The sequence below is a fragment of the Mesorhizobium sp. M0854 genome (assembly GCF_040319815.1).
Lineage (GTDB): Bacteria > Pseudomonadota > Alphaproteobacteria > Rhizobiales > Rhizobiaceae > Mesorhizobium.
In genome coordinates this window covers 1-18,435 of record NZ_JAMYOL010000030.1, presented here as the reverse complement: position 1 = coordinate 18,435, position 18,435 = coordinate 1, and the positions used below count along the sequence as shown (strand labels likewise).

Here is an 18,435-nt window from a genome sequence, read left to right as displayed (position 1 = left end):
ACCGGCACGCCGGAAAATTTACCAATGTGTACCACTCATGAAATCTAGGTAAATTCCGAAGAGATAATTTGTTAACGATACCTGAGACCTCAAAACAGCGCCACCTTGGATCCCGGGGTCAGTCGGCAAGCTGCGGCAGGCTGCGGAACAGCTCGAGCGCTTCGGGATTGGCGAGCGCTTCCTTGTTCTTGATGGCGCGGCCGTGCACCATGTCGCGTACCGCGAGCTCGGTGATCTTGCCCGATTTGGTTCGCGGAATATCGCTGACGGCGACGATCTTGGCCGGCACATGGCGCGGGCTCGCCCCGCTGCGGATTTTCGCGCGGATGCGTTTTTCCAGCTCGGCGTCGAGCTCAACGCCGGCCGCCAGCCGCACGAACAGCACGACGCGCACGTCATTGTCGAAATCCTGGCCGATGCATAGCGCTTCGAGGATTTCCGGCATCTGCTCGACCTGATTGTAGATCTCCGCCGTGCCGATCCTGACACCGCCCGGATTGAGCGTGGCGTCGGAACGGCCATGGATGATCAGGCCGCCATGGACGGTCCATTCGGCGAAATCGCCGTGGCACCAGACATCGTCGAAACGTTCGAAATAGGCGGCTTTGTATTTCCTGCCGTCAGGGTCGTTCCAGAAGCCGATCGGCATTGCCGGAAACGCCTTGGTGCAGACGAGCTCGCCCTTCTCCTGGCGGAGCGGGCGGCCGTCATCGTCCCAGACATCGACGGCAAGGCCGAGCCCGGGCCCTTGGATCTCGCCGGTCCATACCGGTTCGATCGGCACGCCGAGCACGAAGCAGGAAACGATATCGGTGCCGCCGGAAATCGAAGCCAGATGCACGTCCTTCTTGATGCCTTCATAGACGAAGCGGAAATCTTCCGGCGATAGCGGCGAGCCGGTCGATGAGATGGTGCGCACGCTGGAAAGATCATGCGTGCGGATCGGCTTCAGGCCGGCCTTGCGCACGGAATCGATGAATTTGGCCGAGGTGCCGAAATAGGTCATCTTTTCGGCATCGGCGAAGTCGAACAGCGCATTGCCGTCCGGGTAGAACGGCGAGCCGTCGTAGAGCAGCAAGGTGGCGCCCGATGCCAGGCCCGACACCAGCCAGTTCCACATCATCCAGCCGCAGGTGGTGAAGTAGAAGAAGCGGTCGCCGTCGAGCAGGCCGGCATGCAGCCGTTCTTCCTTGACGTGCTGGATCAGCGTTCCGCCGGCCGAATGGACAATGCATTTGGGAATGCCGGTCGTGCCCGATGAAAACAGGATGTACAGCGGATGCGAAAACGGCAGCCTTTCGTAGGCGACAGGCCTTGCGGCAAAGGGTGACAGCGCCTCTTCCAGCGCAGCCGCCTTGCCGATGGTCGCGGCGACGTCGAGCGAGGTGCCGAGATAGTCGACAATGAGGACTTTGCGGACGGTGGCGAGCTTGCCCGCCACGGCCGCGATCTTGTCGGCGACTTCGATCGCCTTGCCATTGTACCAGTAGCCGTCCGGCGCGATGAACACGACAGGCTCGATCTGGCCGAACCGGTCGAGAACCCCCTGCTCGCCGAAATCTGGGGAGCAGGACGACCAGACCGCGCCGATCGAGGCGGCCGCCAGCATCGCAGCAACGGTCTCCGGCATGTTGGGCATCATCGCGGCGATGCGGTCGCCCTTCTTCACCTTGAGCGACAGCAAAAGCTGCTGCAGCCGCGAGGTCAGCGCATGCAGCTCGTTCCAGGACAGCCGCCGCTCGACCTTGTCCTCGCCGCGAAAGACGATTGCGTCGCCAAGCCCGGTTTTCTTGAGGAGATTCTCGGCGAAGTTCAGCTTTGCCTCAGGAAAGAAGGTCGCGCCGGGCATCTTGTCGCCATCGACCAGCACGCGTTCGCCCTTGTCGCCGACGATGCCACAAAAGTCCCAGACCAGGCTCCAGAAGGTCTCGCGATCATCGATCGACCAGCGATGCAGGTCGGCATAGGAGGAGAAAACCTTGCCGGCCATGTTCGCCGCGGCGTTCATGAAGGCGGTCATCGGCGCTGCATCGATCTGCTCTTGCGTCGGGATCCAGAGCGGTGCGTCGTCAGCCATCATTGTTTCTCCTTAAAACACGTCACGTTTGAAGAGATTCACGCGACGCGCTTTAAACTTTTGTCTTTATGCATGTCGTTTATCCCAAAACCGCTGCGCACGTTTGGGCGACATGCATTGGCATCGCTTATGCATATCGCGATGCAGCAGAGCAAGATTTTGTTGGACCGCGCCGGTCAGGGTGTGCGCAAATGCCATCGGCGGGCCATAAAGACTTGAAATGCGTCAGCCGTCGGTTACACCCGTCGGGCGATTTTGTCGGAATGGAAGCATACGGGGCGATATGCCATCACCTTTGATCCGACGCGGAATATGGGCGATCGGCGCAGCCGTCATCGTCATCGCGCTGGTTGTCGCAGCCTTGCCGTTGATCGCCTCGACCCGCATCGTACGCGACCGTATCGCGTGGGAAATGAGCGCGTGGAGCGGTTTCCGGGTCACCATCGACGGCGCGCCGCGTATCGAGGTCTGGCCGAATTTCCGGGCGATCCTGAGCGACGTGACGCTGTCGCAATGGACAGAGACGGATGCGCCGCCCGTGGTCGAGGCCGAACGAGTCGAGGTCGACCTCTCAGCGATGGCGGCGCTGCGTGGCGATGTGGTGTTTTCGACGGCGCGGCTGGTACGACCGACGATCCGGGTTCAGCGTACCGCTAGCGGGTTTTTCCTGCCTGCGATTCCCAGCGGTGGGCGCATTACGCGTTCGATCGATGCTGCCCGCGCGGTGATCAACACAAATCCCGCCAAGCCGGATCTCGGCAAGCTGCCGACAGATCCGTTCGGCACAGTCGAGTTCAGGGACGGCCGCGTAGTGGCTGCCATCGGTGGCAAGGAACAGGAGATATTGAGCAGCCTGAGCGGCCAGGCGAACTGGGCCGCGATGAACAGCAATGCGACGCTGTCGGCGACCGGGATATGGCGCGGCGAAAGCGTTGCCATCGACGCCGCATCGCCGAACCCGCTCGTGCTGTTTGGTGGCGGCACAGCACCGGCCACATTTTCCTTCAAGGCGGCACCGGCCAGTTTTTCGTTCGACGGCCGCGCCAGCATGTCGGAAAACGGCTATTTCGACGGCCAGGCGAAATTCGCCGCACCTTCGCTCCGACGCGTGCTCGAATGGTCGCAGGCCGGCATCGCGCCCGGTGCCGCAATCGGCTCGATCTCGGTTTCAAGCAAGATCACGGCAACGGCCGGGCGCGTCAAATTTGAAAACACGGCCCTGACCCTCGACAACAACCCGGGAATGGGTGCGCTGGACTTCACCTATGGTGAGGCACTGCCGGTGATCTCCGGCACACTTGCCTTCGATACGCTCGACCTCAGATCATTTCTCTCCGCCTTTACGCCGGTACCATCCGCCGGCGGCACCGGCCCGGGCGAAATCGATACGAGCTTCGCCGACCGGATCAATCTCGATCTCAGGCTGTCGGCGGCGCATGCCACCGCCGGCGCCATCCAGCTTGCCGACGTCGCCGCCACTGCCCAGGTCAAGAACGGCCTTGCCGTCTTCGACATCTCGGATGCATCCGCCTTTGGCGGCAACGTCCAGAGCAGCGTCCGTTTCGACCGCAAGCCCGCCGGCACGGAAGTCGAGATCCGGCTGCTTGCTTCCGATATCGACGGCGGCGCTTTCGGCACCGCGGCCGGAATGACGCGGCTGGTGCCGATCGGCACTGGAACCGTTTCGGTCATCCTCAAGGGGCCTGGCAGAACCTGGGACTCGATTTTCGAAAACGCCAATGGCTCGCTGTCGGCGACGTTCGGCGCGGGTGCGCTGAGCCGGCTTAACCTGCCGGCGTTCCTCAAGCACACCGAACAGGGCGGATTCTTCGCGCTGGACGACGTCTCGGACGGAACGCTGCCGATCGACGGGGCCGAGCTCAAGGCGAGCATTTCGAACGGCGTGGCGCGCATCGACAAGGCCGAGGTGAATTCCGCGCAATACAAGATCTGGCTTTCCGGCATCGCATCCTATGCCGGACGCGGGCTGGCGCTGTCCGGCGGCATCGTCCAGCCGAGCCAGGCTGCCACGCAGACGAACGGCCAGGGACCCAATCAGTCGTCCTTCTTCGTCGGCGGAACGTGGAACACGCCGTTCATCTCGCCGATAAGCCGCGGCGTTTCGGGAGAGTAAGCAGCAGCAGCAGCAGCTTCAACCGCGCTGCGCGGCCTGCTCGTCGCGCTGGCGCTGCACCTCGCGGCGTTTGTTTGCGAGCGAAGCGATGATCACGCCAACTGCGACGACCGCGATCAAGATGGTGCAGGCTGCGTTGATTTCCGGCGTCACGCCAAGGCGGACCTGGCTGTAGATCTTCATCGGCAGCGTCGTGGCGCCGGGTCCCGAGGTGAAGCTGGCAATAACCAAATCGTCGAGCGACAGCGTGAAGGCCAGCATCCAGCCGGAGACGATAGCCGGCATGATGACCGGCAGCGTGATCTGGAAGAAGGTCTTCACCGGTGGCGCACCGAGGTCCATCGCGGCCTCTTCCAGCGAACGATCGAAAGTGATCAGGCGCGACTGAACCACCACCGCGACGAAGCACATGGTCAGCGTGGTGTGGGCAAGCGTCACCGTCAGAAAGCCGCGGTCGAGGCCGACGGCGACGAAGAGCAGCAGCAGCGACAGGCCGGTGATGACTTCCGGCATGACCAGCGGCGCAAACACCATGCCGGAAAACAGAAGCCGGCCGCGAAAGCGCGTGTAGCGTGTCAAGGTGAGCGCCGCCAGCGTGCCGAGCACGGTCGCCACCGTGGCCGAGATGACGCCGACGCGGGCCGTCACCCAGGTCGCGTCCATCAGACCCCGGTTGTGGAACAGCGACACGTACCATTTCGTCGAGAAGCCGCCCCAGACGGTGACCAGCTTCGACTCGTTGAAAGAGAACACGACGAGCAGGACGATCGGCAGGTAAAGAAAGGCAAAGCCGAGCACGATCGATGTGATGTTGAAGCGGCTCCAGGTCGCGTTCATTGGTCCTGCTCCTGGGCACGCGCCTGGGCTCGCTGGAAGAGCATGATCGGCACGATCAGCAGCAGCAACAGGATGACGGCGACGGCGGACGACACCGGCCAGTCGCGGTTGCCGAAGAACTCGTTCCACAGCGTCCTGCCGATCATCAGCGTCTGCGAGCCGCCGAGCAGGTCGGGAATGACGAACTCGCCGACGGCGGGAATGAACACCAGCAGGCAGCCGGCGATGACGCCGGGCAGCGACAGCGGGAAGGTGATCTTCCAGAAGGCGCTGGTCGGCGGACAGCCGAGATCCTTGGCGGCCTCGATCAGCGAATTGTCCATCTTCTCCAAGGCCGAATAGAGCGGCAGCACCATGAACGGCAGATAGGAGTAGACGATGCCGATGAAGATCGCCGTGTAGGTGTTGAGGATGATCAGCCGATGGCTGATGATGCCGGTGGCGAGCAGCAGCTCGTTGAGCAGGCCCTCGGGCTTGAGAATGCCGATCCAGGCATAGACACGGATCAGGAACGAGGTCCAGAACGGCAGGATCACCAGCATCAGCAAGGTCGGACGGATCGTCGCCGGGGCGCGTGCCATGCCATAGGCTATGGGATAGCCGATCAGCAATGTCAGGACGGTCGAAATGGCGGCGACGATGACGCTCGTCACATAGGCGTTGAAGTAGAGCGCATCCTGCGTCAGCAAGATGTAGTTGTCGAAATTGAGGGTGCCAAACCACGCGATAACCCCGGAAATGCCGCCGCGGAAATCAAGTACCGGCGTGTAGGGCGGCATGGCGATCGCCGTCTGCGACAGCGAAATCTTGAAGACAATGATGAAAGGGACGAGAAAGAAGAACAGCAGCCAGAGGTAGGGGATGATGATGACGAGCCGGCTAACGAAAGCCGCTCCCAGCCTGACCAAGGCGGATTTGCCGGCAGCGCTTGCCGGAGAGCTTGTTGCGGCAGTGACAGCGGACATGATCAGTCTCTACCGTGTCAGGACGACGCCGGCGTCGGGGCGGAAAGAAACCCAGGCGCGGTCGTTCCAGGTCAATGGGTCCTCGGTGAGACGTGCCGCGTTCATGGTGCTCGCCCGCACCACCTGACCGTCGTTCAGCCTGACGTGATAGACGGTCATGTCGCCGAGATAGGCTATGTCGTAGACCTCGCCCTCGATGGCGTTGACGGCACCGGCCGGTTTTATGGAGGACACCTTGATCTTCTCCGGCCTGATGGCGAAGGTGACGGATGTCCCGGCCGCGGCACTGCCGGCATTTTCGGTCCGGATGGTGATGCCGTTGCCGGCATCGATGCTCGCGCTGCCGGCCTCGCCAGCCGCGATCTTGCCGTCGAACATATTCACATTGCCGACGAAGCCGGCGACGAAGCGGGAACCCGGCGCCTCGTAGACCTCGGCCGGCGTCGCCACCTGCATCACCTCGCCCTTGTCGATGATGGCGATGCGGTCGGCCATCGTCATCGCCTCTTCCTGATCATGGGTGACAACGACGAAGGTGAGGCCGAGGTTCTGCTGCAGGTCCATCAGCTCGAACTGGGTCTCCTCGCGCAGCTTCTTGTCCAGCGCACCAAGCGGCTCGTCGAGCAGCAGGACTTTCGGCCGCTTGGCCACCGAGCGGGCGAGTGCAACGCGCTGGCGCTGGCCGCCCGACAATTGGTGCGGTTTGCGCTTGGCGAACTGCTCGAGCTTGACCAGCTTCAGCATCTCGGCGACGCGCTTGTCGATGTCGGCCTTGGCCATGCCTTCCTGCTTGAGGCCGAAGGCGATATTGTTCTCGACCGTCATGTGCGGAAACAAGGCGTAGGACTGGAACATCATGTTGACCGGCCGCCGGTAGGGCGGAATGCCGCGCAGATCCTGGCCGTCGAGCAGGATGCGGCCGGCGGTCGGCTCCTCGAAGCCCGCAAGCATCCTGAGCAGTGTCGATTTCCCGCAGCCTGAGGCCCCCAGCAAGGCAAAGAATTCGCGTTCGAAAATGGTCAGCGACAGGTTGTTGACCGCTGTGAACTCACCGAATTTCTTGGTGACGTTGTCGAACTGGATGTATGGCTTGGCGTTCGGATCGTTCCATGGCGCAAAATCCCTGCGGATGCTGCCAAGCGATTTCATGTCCCACTCCGTCCTGCTGCTTGCCCCATGAGAAAGCGGCTCCGGCAACGGCTGCCGGAGCCTGGTCAGATTGCTATTGGCCGGTGACGATCTTGGTCCAGGTGCGGGTGATGATGCGCTGGGTCTTGGGATCGTAAGGCGATACGGTGTAGAGCTTCTGCAAGGTGGCTGCATCCGGATAGATCGCCGGATCTTCCAGGATCGCCTTGTCGATGAACTGCTGCGAAGCCTTGTTGCCGTTGGCATAGAGCACATAGTTCGACGATTTGGCGATCACTTCGGGCTTCATCATGTAGTTCAGGAACTCATGCGCTTCGGCGACATGCACTGCACCGGCCGGGATCGCCATCTGGTCGAACCACATCTGGGCACCTTCCTTCGGCACGGAGTAGCCGATCTCGACACCCTGCTTGGCTTCGTCCGCGCGGTTGCGGGCCTGGAAGACGTCACCCGACCAGCCGACCGCCAGGCAGATGTCGCCATTGGCCAGGGCGTTGATGTATTCGGAGGAGTGGAACTTGCGGATATAGGGCCGGACCTTCAGCAAGGTTTCTTCGGCCTTGGCAATCTCATCGGGCGACGTGCTGTTCGGATCGAGGCCCAGATATTTCAGTGCCGCCGGTATGATGTCGGCCGGCGAATCCAGCACATAGACGCCGCAGTCCTTCAATTTGGCCAGGCTTTCGGGATTGAAGAACACGTCCCAGCTGTCGATCTTGTCGGTGCCGAGCGCTGCCTGCACCTTCTTGATGTTGTAGCCGATGCCAACCGTACCCCACATGTAGTTGATCGAATATTCGTTGCTGGGATCATATTTGGCGGTCCGTTCCATGACCGTGTCCCACATATTTGAAATGTTCGGCAGTTTCGACTTGTCGAGCTTCTGGAACACACCCGCCTGGATCTGGCGTGCAAGGAAATTGCCGCTGGGCACGACGACATCGTAGCCGCTGCCGCCGGCGAGCAGTTTCGTTTCCAGGATCTCGTTGGAATCGAAAGTGTCGTAGACGACCTTGATGCCGGTTTCCTTGGTGAAGTCGTCGATGATCGAACTGTCGATATAGTCCGACCAGTTGAAGACGTTGACGACGCGATCCTCGGCATGCGCGCCAAAGGTAAAAACTGCCAGAAACGCCGAAGTCGCCGAAAGCCAGAGCGCTTTGCGGGTCATGCTATTCTCCTTTGATGAGTGTTCCATCGCCAGCTCGTCGCGGCGTCCGCGCGGCTGGGCATTTGCTTCAAGGTATTGGGCTTGCAGGCAGGCGACAAGCGCGAATTGCCGGCGCCATTATGGTTCGGCGGCGAGCCGACAGCGAAGACCTGGCGTGGCGTTGGTGGTGTTCCGACGCCGTCGGAAGCTTTCGCTACGGCGCGGGCAGGGAGACGACGATATTGTCCGGCCTCAATGCGGCCGGCATGGAGACTTGGCAAGATACGCCTGTCTTGTTGTTGCCGTGATCGCAGCCTGCCCGCGCGGCTGCGACGTTGTCAATGGTTCATCTCGCTTTGACGCGCGCACTGCATCAATTAGGTGACGGCACACCGATGACGCCCGCTCGCGCGGGCCGCGTCTGGCGCTTGAACTCGAGCCCGATATGGACGAGGAGCGCGGTGACGACGACGGCACCGCCGACGATGGTACGCGCCGACGGCACCTCGGAATGAATGAGCCAGACCCAGATCGGGCCAAGGATCGGTTCGAACGTGCCGAGCAGCGCCGCCACAGCGGCCGGAACAAGCCGGGCACCGGTGGCGAAGAAGGCGAGACCGAGTCCCAGATTGATCACGCCAAAGGCAAAGAGGAAGCCCATATCGTGGCTGGAGACGCCCAGCGCCGACGCCTGCGATGCCGCAAAGGCGGCCGCCAGCATCGTGCCGAGGCAGGTCGCCGGCGTCATGCGCACATGGGCAAAGCGGCGCGTGATGACGGTGGCGATCGAGAACATGACAGCGATGAGCAGCGCCAGCCCGTCGCCGATTGGCGACACCGCGCCATCGAGCGATTCCGACACCATGATGGCGACGCCGACAATAACGGCGGCGATCGCCACCCAGGTCGCCACCGCCACCCGTTCGCGAAACAGCGCCCAGGCAAACAGCGCCGCCAGAAGCGGCACACCGGCCTGCATCAACAGGATGTTGGCGACGGTGGTATAGGCAAGCGCCACGACGAAAGAGGTCGACGCCGTGGCGAAGCAGAACGCCACCGCAAGGCCGGCCAGGCCCATGCCGCGAAACAGCTTCAGCGTGCCACGCCAGCCATCGCGCCAGACCATGAAGCAGAGCAGGAAGGCGGCGGCCCAGACCGAGCGCCAGAACACCACCGTCCAGCTGTCGGCGTTGTCGATGAAGCGCGCAATGCTGCCGCCGAAGCTCCACATCAACGCCGACAGGAATACCAGCAGGAAGCCGACGCGTTCGCCTTGCGGCGACACGATCGGCGAAGCGGCAACCGGAGATGATGCGGTATCGGTCATGGGTATGACTGTCGGCGAATTCGGAGCAGCACGATGTGCAATGGACGACAGAGACGTGCCTCATTCGCGTAACGCAAAGCAGAAGGCCGGGCGTGATCCAGTTCGATGTTCCGTTTGGCGCACTGATGAGGGCGCATCGCCCTCGCCCGGCGATGATCCGAGGCGACCTGTCGACGATGGCTTTACGACGTGCCCCTATTGCCGCGGATAAAGCGCCAGAGACCGGCCAGCGGAACCAGCAGGAGCAGCCCAAACTTTTTCAGCGCGATCAGCGCCACGACCAGAAAACCTGCTTTCGCCGCCAGCTTGCCGGCAATCAGGCCACCGACGCCAATCGCCGCAACCGTATCGACGCCCGGCACGAAATCAGCGTATGTCTTGCCGGTATTGAAGTCCGCGAGGCCAAGCACTTCATCCAGGCTTTGCCTTATCTCCGGCAATTGTTCCACCGTCGCGATATAGCTCATCACGAAGACGCCCTCCCTGCCAAGGAAACGGACGTCGTAGTTGAGCGTATGGGCGGCATCGTTGCCAAATTGCAGCTCCTTGGCCCAGTGCAGGCGCTTGTGGGCCGCGTCATAAACCGGCGGCGACGCCCAGCCGATCAGCGTAATGGGCGCATAGCCATCCTTTACCCTCTGATCGTTGCCGGACAGAGTGTCTGACTGCATGTTGCGCAGCAGTTCATTGTAATCGATGGACGCGGCGTCGCTGTCGTCGACGTAACCGATCTTTTCCCAGCGCAGCTCTATCCCCCAATTGTTGTCGGCAATGGGATCATGGGAGACTGGAAAGATCATGCCGAGGGCATCGGAACCAGAGTCGGGCGGATTGCCCCAGGCTTCGGTGAGGACGGAGAGCGTGTCCTTCTTGTCCAGAAAATAAAACTTGTCCTTGAGGTCGAGATGGATGCCTTCGGCAAGATTTATCGCGCCGGTCTTCGGATCGATATTGTCCAGGAACGCCTTGCCGGCATCATTATACTGTTGATAGGACTTGAAGAAATCCGAGGACTTTTCAGCCAATGCGGGATCGGCGGAAAACGCGAGCGCCAAGCCAAGCCAAAAAACTGTCCTGCCCATCATTGATCCCCCGACCGTTGCGCAGTTCTTTTTTTTGATACCGTACCGTCAATGCTGAATCAATATTCGGCTGAATCAATATTTTGGCCGAACCAATATTTTGGCCGGCAACCGCGAACCAGCTTACTGGTTGCCGCCGCAGGAACAGATGAGGTCCTTTTGGTCGAAGATTCAGCCGCAATATTGCTGGAGCCGAATCACTGGAAATCGAACGCCGACAGTCCCGTGACCATCTCGTCGAGGCCGAGCGGACGTGTAACGGGTGGCTCGGCGCGGGCGAGGCAGCCGATGCGTTCGCACAGCCGGCAGGCAGGGCCGACCGGCGTAGCCAGCGCAGCGGCGCTCTGTCCGGTCTTGCCGATGGCGGCCGGCCCCGGCAATGCCGCTCCATAGACGACCTCGTCGCGAAAACCGATGTCGCAGCCGAGCAACAGCGCCGTGCGCCGCGGGCGCTCGGCAAACGAGCCCTGCGGCCCCTCGAGCGTGCGGGCAATGCAGAGAAACGCTGCGCCATCTGGCATTTCCACTGCCTCGACCAGGATCTGGCCGGGCTGAGCGAAGGCGGCATGGACCGGCAGCTTCGGACAGCCGCCGCCGAAGCGGCTTTGCGGAAAGCCGTGGCTGCCCGCCTTGCGGAAGCGATTGCCGGCATTGTCGACCTCGAGCATGAAGAACGGCACAGCCAGCGCACCCGGCCGCTGCAGGGTGGTCAGCCGGTTGGCCGCCTGCTCGAACGAAACGCCGAAGCGCGACCGCAACATGTCGATGTCATAGCGGGCGCGGACCGCCGCCGCGTGAAAAGGCTGATAGGGCATCATCAGCGCGTGCGCGGCATAGCGGCCGAGCTCGAAACGCGCCAGCCGGCGGGCTTCGTCGGTGGTCAGCTTCAGCACCTGGATCTCGGCGGCGACAGCGACGCTCATGCGGATCAGGCAGGCCTCCATCGCCACCTCGCGCAGTTGATCGAATGGCGACAGCCGCTCGGACAGGAACAGGCGCTGCGAGTGACGGTCATAGCGACGCCGCCAGTTGGGCATGGTGGCGACCGGCAGTACCTTGACGACGATGCCGAATTCACGCCGCAGCCAAGCCTTCAACGCACTGAACAGATCGTCGCCGGGATCGAGCACCGACGTGAATGCCTCGGCTTCCTCTTCGAGCGCGGCAAAATGGTTCGGCCGGCGTTCGAAAATCTCATGCACCTCGTCGATCGGCAGCCTGGCACCGGAGAGGGCGGTGGCCTTGCCCTCACGCGCGAGCAGCTCATTGATATCCGACAATCGCTCGGCCTGCTCGCGATAGGCGCGAAACAGCTTTATGACAGCGGCGGAAGCATTTGGCGCCGCCTCGGCAAGCTCGATGAGTTCCTGGTCGCCCGGCAGTTCGCCGGCCAGCAACGGATCTGAAAACACTTCCTTCAAATCGGCGACCGACCCCCTCGCCTCGCCCTGCAATTCATGTGGGTCGACCTTGTAGACGGTTGCCAGCCTCAGGATCAGTTGCACCGTCAGCGGCCGCTGGTTGCGCTCGATGAGATTGAGATAGGACGGCGAGATGCCGAGCCCTTCGGCCATCGCCGTCTGGGTCAGCCCCTTGGCGTTGCGGATGCGACGAATGCGCGGCCCGGCAAAGATTTTGTGGTCGGCCAATCGAGTTTCCTTGACAGAAATTTACATCCGCCGATGGCATGGCTGTCTTTACAATCATGACAGATTTACAGCTCTCATCAGTCAAACACAACACAGGTTTTCCCTTATTTTATGACTGATCAGGAGGTTTACCTCGCTTGCGTCGTGCCAACGTGTAAATGGTGTCACACATATGGCGCACATATTTTCCCTCTGCGACGCCTTCCTAAACCGGCATCAAAACCGCCTGGAGTGATCAATGACCGACTTTTACAACCTCGTCCCGTCGGCGCCGCAAGGCCGCTTTGATGGCATCGAAAGGCCCTATTCGCCGGAGGAGGTGAAGCGGCTGCGCGGCTCGGTGCAGATCCGGCAGAGCCTCGCCGAAATGGGGGCAAACCGGCTGTGGCAGCTCATCCATGAAGAGGATTTCGTCAACGCGCTGGGTGCCATGTCGGGCAACCAGGCGATGCAGCAGGTGCGGGCCGGGCTGAAAGCGATCTATCTGTCAGGATGGCAGGTCGCCGCCGATGCCAACACCGCTTCCGCCATGTACCCGGACCAGTCGCTTTATCCCGCAAATGCCGCGCCCGAACTGGTCAAGCGCATAAACCGCACCTTACAGCGCGCCGACCAGATCGAGACTTCGGAAGGCAACGGGCTGTCGGTCGACACCTGGTTCGCGCCGATCGTCGCCGACGCGGAAGCCGGCTTCGGCGGGCCGCTCAACGCCTTCGAGATCATGAAGGCGTTCATCGAGGCGGGTGCGGCCGGCGTCCATTACGAGGACCAGCTGGCTTCGGAGAAGAAATGCGGCCATCTCGGCGGCAAGGTACTGATCCCGACCGCCGCACACATCCGCAACCTCAACGCCGCGCGGCTTGCCGCCGACGTCATGGGCACGCCGACGCTGGTCGTGGCGCGCACCGACGCTGAAGCGGCAAAGCTCTTGACCTCCGACATCGACGAACGCGACCGACCCTTCGTCGATTATGGCGCCGGCCGCACGGCGGAGGGCTTCTACCATGTCAGCAACGGCATCGAGCCCTGCATCGCCCGCGCCGTCGCCTATGCGCCCTATGCGGACCTGATCTGGTGCGAGACTTCCAGGCCCGATCTGGCGCAGGCCAGGACGTTTGCCGAAGGCGTGCGCAAGCACCATCCGGGCAAGCTGCTTGCCTATAATTGCTCGCCGTCTTTCAACTGGAAGAAGAATCTCGATGACGCGACGATTGCGAAATTCCAGAAGGAACTCGGCGCCATGGGTTACAAGTTCCAGTTCATTACGCTGGCCGGTTTCCACCAGCTCAATTTCGGCATGTTCGAGCTCGCCCGCGGCTACAAGGAGCGGCAGATGGCAGCCTATTCGGAACTGCAGGAGGCGGAATTCGCCGCGGAAGCCAATGGCTATACCGCCACCAAGCACCAGCGCGAGGTTGGCACCGGCTATTTCGACGCCGTCTCAATGGCGATCACCGGTGGCCAGTCTTCGACCACGGCCATGCATGGATCGACCGAGCACGCCCAATTCAGGCCGGCGGCGGAATAGCGGAACAGCAGACAAACAGAGGGAACGCCCAAGCGGGCATGGCAACACAACAGGGAAGGCAACACAGGGAGAAGACCAATGGCATCGATAAGCCGCGTCAAGGAACGGGCCGAAGAGCAGGCCACCAGCATGAATGTCGACCAGCAGGCGACCATCCGCATGCTGGCGAACGATCTGCACAGGCTCAATCAGTCGGTAATGAAGGCGGTCGAGGCCGGCGTCTCGGTCGAACTGGTGCGCTCGGCACGGCACCATGGCGGCGACGGCAATTGGGGCGATCTGCTGATCCCGGTTATCGTCACACAGCGGAGCCACGACTAATGAATTCTACCGCACCGCGCCTTTTTTGAACGCGGGCTATCGCACCTCGCAGGCAGCGGCTCTGCCTAGTCCGGCAGAGCCGCTAGTGCAACGATTTCAATAACAAGATCAGGCTGCGCAAGTGCTGCAACGCCGATAACTTCCGAGGGCGGCGGGTTGTTGTAGCTGCAGTGCTTCGGGCAGTGCTCGGCAAAGAATTCGTCCAAGACGTCCAGGCGAAAATTGGGAGAGCTCAGAACGCCGCCATCGGGAAATGGTCCCTTAACGAAGAAGGTCAGCCTGATCAGATGCTCGAGCGCACTGCCAAGCTCCTCCAGGTCTGATTTGATATTGGTGAGAATTGTGCGCCACTGTGCCGCTGCACCGCCAATGGCGCCGCCGCCGCTTTTGCCGATCGGATCGTAGTCCTCGGCGGTCGCGGTGTTTCCGGAAAGGTAGACAAACCCCTTCGCGCCGGTAACGACCGTACCCTTTCCCCATGGCATCAACCGGCCATTTTTGAATTTCTTGTGAGTCACGAGTTCCATTGTCATCTCCCGTCGATCAAAGAGACGTGTGTAGCCAACGAGGAAGGGTAGTCCGGCGAGGCGATGCGACAAGCTCGCGACAGACTTGCCTCGACTTCATCCAACCTTTCGTCAATCTGGCTATAGCTGTTAGTTGACGCGTTCGCGCTGCACAGCCAAACTTAGCTGAGCCTGCCCGTTTGTGGTGGCGACTTCTCCTTTCGAGCGGCGGCAAAGAAAAGCATTTAATTTTAATTTTAATGTTTCTTGCGATATTCTCCTGATACGCCATTTGAGCTTGACATGAGCAGTGATCTCACGCCAATTACCTCTCGAGTTTCAACCCTGCATTGAAACATTGAACAACGGCCTGCCCCGCCATGTGCCCTGCGAATCGCGACATCGAGACTGCAAAACAGCTGCCTTTCGCTAGCCGGGACGTGGAGACGCGGATGCTCCCGGATTTCTCGCGGGTGCTGGTGGTCGGAAAATCACCGATCAACCGGGTCGTGGTTTCAAAGATCGTCGAGCGGTCCGGCCTCAAACCGATCTCGGAAACTCCCGAAACCGCGGCAAAGGCCTTGCACGCGCTGATTCCCGGCACTGTCGTTCTCGACGGCGGTGCGGAGAACGGGGACTGCGACGCCTTGCTGTCGGGTATCGATGCACTGCGAAGGGCGTCAGGCAGATCGCTTCCGTCGGTGATCCTGCTTTCAGTCAAGACCGGCACGCCGGAGAGCCTGGGCCTGTCCAGCGTCATCGACGCAGTGGTCGTCAAGCCGATCACCACCGAACGGCTGCAGCCGGTGATCGACCGGCTGATCGCAATTAGCCGCAATTGACGCCTACCGCGATGCCTCGGCTGCAGACCTGATCAATCAATCTCGCCGATACGCTCGATCAAGCCCGGCAGTTCACCGAGATTGGCTATCTGGCGAAAGCGTGGTGCCGAGACCGGCGGCTCGACATGTTCCAGCACCCAGGTCAGCTCATGCGGAACGTGGATGCCCCAACTGCCGGCTTCGATGGCCGGCACGACGTCCGATTTGAGCGAGTTGCCGACCATCATGCCCTTTTCCGGGCCGTCGCCGTGGCGGCTGAAGATGCGGCTATAGGTGGCCGCGCTCTTGTCGCTGACGATCTCGACGGCATCAAACAGCTCGCCCAGGCCGGATTGCGCGAGCTTGCGTTCCTGGTCGAACAGATCGCCCTTGGTGATCAGCACCAGGCGGTAAGCGCCGGCCAGCTTTTCCACGGTCTCGCGCGCATGGGGCAGCGGCTCGATCGGATGGCTGAGCATCTCGCGGCCCGCGGCGAGAATTTCAGCAATGGTTGAGGCAGGCACCTGGCCTTCGGTGACCTCGATCGCCGTCTCGATCATCGACAGCGTAAATCCCTTGATGCCGAAGCCGTAGACCGCGAGGTTGCGCTTCTCGGCCTCCAGCAATCTTGCCGAAATCCGATCCTCCTCGGCGTGGTCGGCGAGCAGCGCGGCGAGGCGCTGCTCGGTCATGCGGAAGAACTGTTCGTTCTGCCACAGCGTGTCGTCGGCATCGAAGCCGATCGTTGTCAGTTTGCGGCTGTGTTGCATTCGACGTCTTCAATTGCGGCGTTGCGGGACGCCGACCCTAGACCAGGATGTTTTTATCCGGAAGTCGTTGTGTTTCCCCGGCTAGTCGAGGCGGACGCCAGCCGGCTCCCCTTCCCTTTCGTCGCCGGCAACGGCTATACTCCACAATCTGCAACAAATCTGGTGATTGATGCCGCCTGCAAAAAAGGAAGTCCGTCCGTCGAGCCGCGGAGGACGCGCCCGCACGCCTGCCTTCGTGAAAAACCAACGTGGCGTCAAGAACTGGAAGGAAGTCAGCGCCTGGCTGGAATGGCGCGGCATCGAAGATATCGAATGCATCACACCCGACCAGGCCGGGGTTGCGCGCGGCAAGATGATGCCATCGAAGAAGTTCACCTCCAACACCTCGCTGGCGCTGCCTTCGGCGGTGTTCATGACAACGATTTCCGGCGGCTATCCGGAGGACGGCAACGGCTTCCACTATCCGGAGGACGACGGCGACCTCAAGCTGATGCCTGACCTCTCGACGCTGACGGTGGTGCCGTGGGAGGAGGACCCTACTGCGGCGGTTATCTGCGACCTCGTCCATCAGGACGGCCGCTCGGTCGAGTTCACGCCGCGCAACGTGCTGAAGCGCGTGCTTGCCGCCTATGACAAGCGTGGACTGAGGCCGGTCGTGGCACCCGAGATCGAGTTCTACCTGGTGCGCAAGAACCCCGATCCGGACTATCCGCTGACCCCGCCGGTAGGTCGATCGGGGCGGCCGATCGGCGGCGGCGCCGGCTATTCGATCGCCGGGGTTAACGAATTCGACGAATTGATCGACGACATCTACCATTTCTCCGAAAGCCAGGGCCTGGAGATCGACACGCTGATCCACGAGGAGGGCGCCGGCCAGCTCGAAATCAATCTGCGTCACGGCGATCCGATCGAGCTCGCCGACCAGGTGTTCATGTTCAAGCGAACCATCCGCGAGGCGGCGCTCAAGCACGAGATCTACGCCACGTTTATGGCCAAGCCGATCCAAGGGCAGCCCGGTTCGGCCATGCATATCCATCAGTCGATCATCGACAAGAAGACCGGCAAGAACGTCTTTTCGGCGGAGGACGGCTCGGAGACCGAGGCCTTCTTCCATTTCATCGGCGGCATGCAGAAACATGTGCCCAACGCGCTGGTAATGTTTGCGCCCTATGTCAATTCCTACCGGCGGCTGACGCAGTCGGCCTCGGCGCCGGTCAACAACAAATGGGGCTACGACAACCGCACCACGGCCTTCCGCGTGCCCCGCTCCGACCCGGCGGCGCGGCGCGTCGAAAACCGCATCCCCTCCTCCGACGCCAACCCCTATCTGGCGCTGGCGGCATCGCTTGCCTGCGGACTGATCGGCATGACCAACAAGATCAAGGCCGAGCCGCCGGTTCTGACGACCGCCAACGAGGACCAGATCGACCTGCCGCGCAGCCTGCTCGAAGCCGTCGACCTGTTCGAGGCAGACGAAGAACTCGGCGCGCTGCTCGGCAAGTCATTTGCCGCCACGTATGCGGCGATCAAGCGAGCGGAATTCGAGACCTTCATGGAAGTGATCAGCCCGTGGGAGAGGGAGTATTTGCTGCTGAATGTGTAGTAGGGGAGTAGGGGAGTAGGGGAGTAGGGCAATATGGCAGTAGGGCAGTAGGGCAGTAGGGCAAGGATGACGGACAAGATCGCATCGTACAGGGATCTGATCGTTTGGCAGCAAGCCATGGACCTAACAGTTGCAATCTACCAGGTGACAAGGACTTGGCCGAAAGACGAGATCTACGGGCTGACGGGTCAGGTGCGTCGGGCAGCAACGTCGGTGCCCGCCAACATCGCCGAGGGTTACGGCCGAGAAAGCCGAGCTTCCTACCAGCAGTTTCTCAGGATCGCCCAGGGATCACTCAAGGAACTGGAGACACACCTTTTAATCGCGCAAAGGGTTGGAATTACCTCTCGCGAGGTGGTCGAGTCATTGATGCCCCACAGCGAGAGCGTAGGAAAGCTCTTGCGGCTTCTGATCCGCAAGCTGTCGGCTGAATAGACACCTACTGCCCTACTGCCCTACAGGCCTACGGCCCGACTCCACTACGCCCGTACACACGGCCTCCCCGACGACGGAGCA

The 18,435-nt window shown here is 61.4% G+C and carries 17 protein-coding genes; 6 read left to right on the top strand and 11 right to left on the bottom strand.

Features of this window, described 5'->3' with window-relative positions:
• Positions 1-118: 118 nt before the first annotated feature.
• Positions 119-2,077, bottom strand: a complete 1,959-nt coding sequence (locus NKH99_RS27640; protein WP_353016786.1) for an acetoacetate--CoA ligase — start codon at positions 2,075-2,077, stop codon at positions 119-121.
• 283 nt (positions 2,078-2,360) lie between these two features.
• On the opposite strand from NKH99_RS27640, the gene NKH99_RS27635 reads away from it, so the two are divergent.
• Complete coding sequence (locus NKH99_RS27635; RefSeq protein WP_353016784.1) at positions 2,361-4,211, top strand: AsmA family protein; 1,851 nt, start codon at positions 2,361-2,363, stop codon at positions 4,209-4,211.
• A gap of 18 nt (positions 4,212-4,229) precedes the next feature.
• Here the strand turns inward: NKH99_RS27635 and NKH99_RS27630 are convergent, their stop codons facing one another.
• The 8 genes from NKH99_RS27630 to NKH99_RS27595 form a co-directional block, all read right to left on the bottom strand.
• On the bottom strand, positions 4,230-5,048 hold the full coding sequence (locus NKH99_RS27630; protein WP_352577544.1) for an ABC transporter permease: 819 nt from the start codon (positions 5,046-5,048) through the stop codon (positions 4,230-4,232).
• A complete protein-coding gene (locus NKH99_RS27625) occupies positions 5,045-6,013 on the bottom strand; it encodes an ABC transporter permease subunit (protein WP_352768117.1) in 969 nt (322 codons plus the stop codon). The genes NKH99_RS27630 and NKH99_RS27625 overlap by 4 nt, the downstream gene beginning before the upstream one ends.
• A gap of 9 nt (positions 6,014-6,022) precedes the next feature.
• The gene (locus NKH99_RS27620; protein ID WP_352850982.1) at positions 6,023-7,162 is read right to left on the bottom strand and encodes an ABC transporter ATP-binding protein; all 1,140 of its coding nucleotides are present in this window, start codon (positions 7,160-7,162) and stop codon (positions 6,023-6,025) included.
• A gap of 73 nt (positions 7,163-7,235) precedes the next feature.
• Complete coding sequence (locus NKH99_RS27615) at positions 7,236-8,333, bottom strand: polyamine ABC transporter substrate-binding protein (RefSeq protein WP_353016782.1); 1,098 nt, start codon at positions 8,331-8,333, stop codon at positions 7,236-7,238.
• A 352-nt stretch (positions 8,334-8,685) separates the two neighbouring features.
• Complete coding sequence (locus tag NKH99_RS27610) at positions 8,686-9,639, bottom strand: DMT family transporter (RefSeq protein ID WP_352680813.1); 954 nt, start codon at positions 9,637-9,639, stop codon at positions 8,686-8,688.
• A 182-nt stretch (positions 9,640-9,821) separates the two neighbouring features.
• Entirely contained in the window at positions 9,822-10,664 is an 843-nt protein-coding gene (locus tag NKH99_RS27605; protein ID WP_353016780.1) for a DUF2167 domain-containing protein, read from the bottom strand.
• Positions 10,657-10,902 carry a hypothetical protein gene (locus NKH99_RS27600; RefSeq protein ID WP_353016778.1) on the bottom strand — a complete coding sequence of 82 codons (246 nt, stop codon included), beginning with the start codon at positions 10,900-10,902 and terminating at the stop codon, positions 10,657-10,659. The genes NKH99_RS27605 and NKH99_RS27600 overlap by 8 nt, the downstream gene beginning before the upstream one ends.
• A gap of 16 nt (positions 10,903-10,918) precedes the next feature.
• A complete protein-coding gene (locus NKH99_RS27595; protein WP_352472710.1) occupies positions 10,919-12,370 on the bottom strand; it encodes a helix-turn-helix domain-containing protein in 1,452 nt (483 codons plus the stop codon).
• Positions 12,371-12,608: 238 nt separating this feature from the next.
• Here NKH99_RS27595 and aceA point away from each other — a divergent pair, with 238 nt between their 5' ends.
• Entirely contained in the window at positions 12,609-13,898 is a 1,290-nt protein-coding gene (gene aceA / locus NKH99_RS27590) for an isocitrate lyase (protein ID WP_353016775.1), read from the top strand.
• A gap of 78 nt (positions 13,899-13,976) precedes the next feature.
• Complete coding sequence (locus NKH99_RS27585) at positions 13,977-14,219, top strand: SMc00767 family acetate metabolism repressor (RefSeq protein ID WP_023719402.1); 243 nt, start codon at positions 13,977-13,979, stop codon at positions 14,217-14,219.
• Positions 14,220-14,284: 65 nt separating this feature from the next.
• Here the strand turns inward: NKH99_RS27585 and NKH99_RS27580 are convergent, their stop codons facing one another.
• Entirely contained in the window at positions 14,285-14,752 is a 468-nt protein-coding gene (locus NKH99_RS27580; protein WP_353016773.1) for a RidA family protein, read from the bottom strand.
• A 425-nt stretch (positions 14,753-15,177) separates the two neighbouring features.
• On the opposite strand from NKH99_RS27580, the gene NKH99_RS27575 reads away from it, so the two are divergent.
• Positions 15,178-15,567 (top strand): ANTAR domain-containing protein, encoded by a 390-nt coding sequence (locus tag NKH99_RS27575; RefSeq protein ID WP_245274728.1) that lies wholly within the window; start codon positions 15,178-15,180, stop codon positions 15,565-15,567.
• Between the two features lie 32 nt (positions 15,568-15,599).
• Here NKH99_RS27575 and NKH99_RS27570 read toward each other — a convergent pair whose 3' ends face one another.
• Positions 15,600-16,316 carry an HAD family hydrolase gene (locus NKH99_RS27570; protein WP_352850976.1) on the bottom strand — a complete coding sequence of 239 codons (717 nt, stop codon included), beginning with the start codon at positions 16,314-16,316 and terminating at the stop codon, positions 15,600-15,602.
• Between the two features lie 169 nt (positions 16,317-16,485).
• Here NKH99_RS27570 and NKH99_RS27565 point away from each other — a divergent pair, with 169 nt between their 5' ends.
• Positions 16,486-17,919, top strand: coding sequence for a glutamine synthetase family protein (locus tag NKH99_RS27565; protein ID WP_352457076.1), 1,434 nt, complete (start codon positions 16,486-16,488; stop codon positions 17,917-17,919).
• A gap of 66 nt (positions 17,920-17,985) precedes the next feature.
• Positions 17,986-18,354 carry a four helix bundle protein gene (locus NKH99_RS27560; protein ID WP_353016770.1) on the top strand — a complete coding sequence of 123 codons (369 nt, stop codon included), beginning with the start codon at positions 17,986-17,988 and terminating at the stop codon, positions 18,352-18,354.
• The last annotated feature ends 81 nt before the right edge of the window (positions 18,355-18,435 follow it).

Coding starts and splice junctions, on each gene's coding strand:
- NKH99_RS27575 (WP_245274728.1), top strand. CDS start 15,178: ATGCTCCCGGATTTCTCGCGGGTGCTGGTGGTCGGAAAATCACCGATC.
- NKH99_RS27625 (WP_352768117.1), bottom strand. CDS start 6,013: ATGTCCGCTGTCACTGCCGCAACAAGCTCTCCGGCAAGCGCTGCCGGC.
- NKH99_RS27635 (WP_353016784.1), top strand. CDS start 2,361: ATGCCATCACCTTTGATCCGACGCGGAATATGGGCGATCGGCGCAGCC.
- NKH99_RS27615 (WP_353016782.1), bottom strand. CDS start 8,333: ATGACCCGCAAAGCGCTCTGGCTTTCGGCGACTTCGGCGTTTCTGGCA.
- NKH99_RS27585 (WP_023719402.1), top strand. CDS start 13,977: ATGGCATCGATAAGCCGCGTCAAGGAACGGGCCGAAGAGCAGGCCACC.
- NKH99_RS27565 (WP_352457076.1), top strand. CDS start 16,486: ATGCCGCCTGCAAAAAAGGAAGTCCGTCCGTCGAGCCGCGGAGGACGC.
- NKH99_RS27560 (WP_353016770.1), top strand. CDS start 17,986: ATGACGGACAAGATCGCATCGTACAGGGATCTGATCGTTTGGCAGCAA.
- NKH99_RS27610 (WP_352680813.1), bottom strand. CDS start 9,639: ATGACCGATACCGCATCATCTCCGGTTGCCGCTTCGCCGATCGTGTCG.
- NKH99_RS27640 (WP_353016786.1), bottom strand. CDS start 2,077: ATGGCTGACGACGCACCGCTCTGGATCCCGACGCAAGAGCAGATCGAT.
- NKH99_RS27620 (WP_352850982.1), bottom strand. CDS start 7,162: ATGAAATCGCTTGGCAGCATCCGCAGGGATTTTGCGCCATGGAACGAT.
- NKH99_RS27570 (WP_352850976.1), bottom strand. CDS start 16,316: ATGCAACACAGCCGCAAACTGACAACGATCGGCTTCGATGCCGACGAC.
- NKH99_RS27580 (WP_353016773.1), bottom strand. CDS start 14,752: ATGACAATGGAACTCGTGACTCACAAGAAATTCAAAAATGGCCGGTTG.
- NKH99_RS27630 (WP_352577544.1), bottom strand. CDS start 5,048: ATGAACGCGACCTGGAGCCGCTTCAACATCACATCGATCGTGCTCGGC.
- aceA (WP_353016775.1), top strand. CDS start 12,609: ATGACCGACTTTTACAACCTCGTCCCGTCGGCGCCGCAAGGCCGCTTT.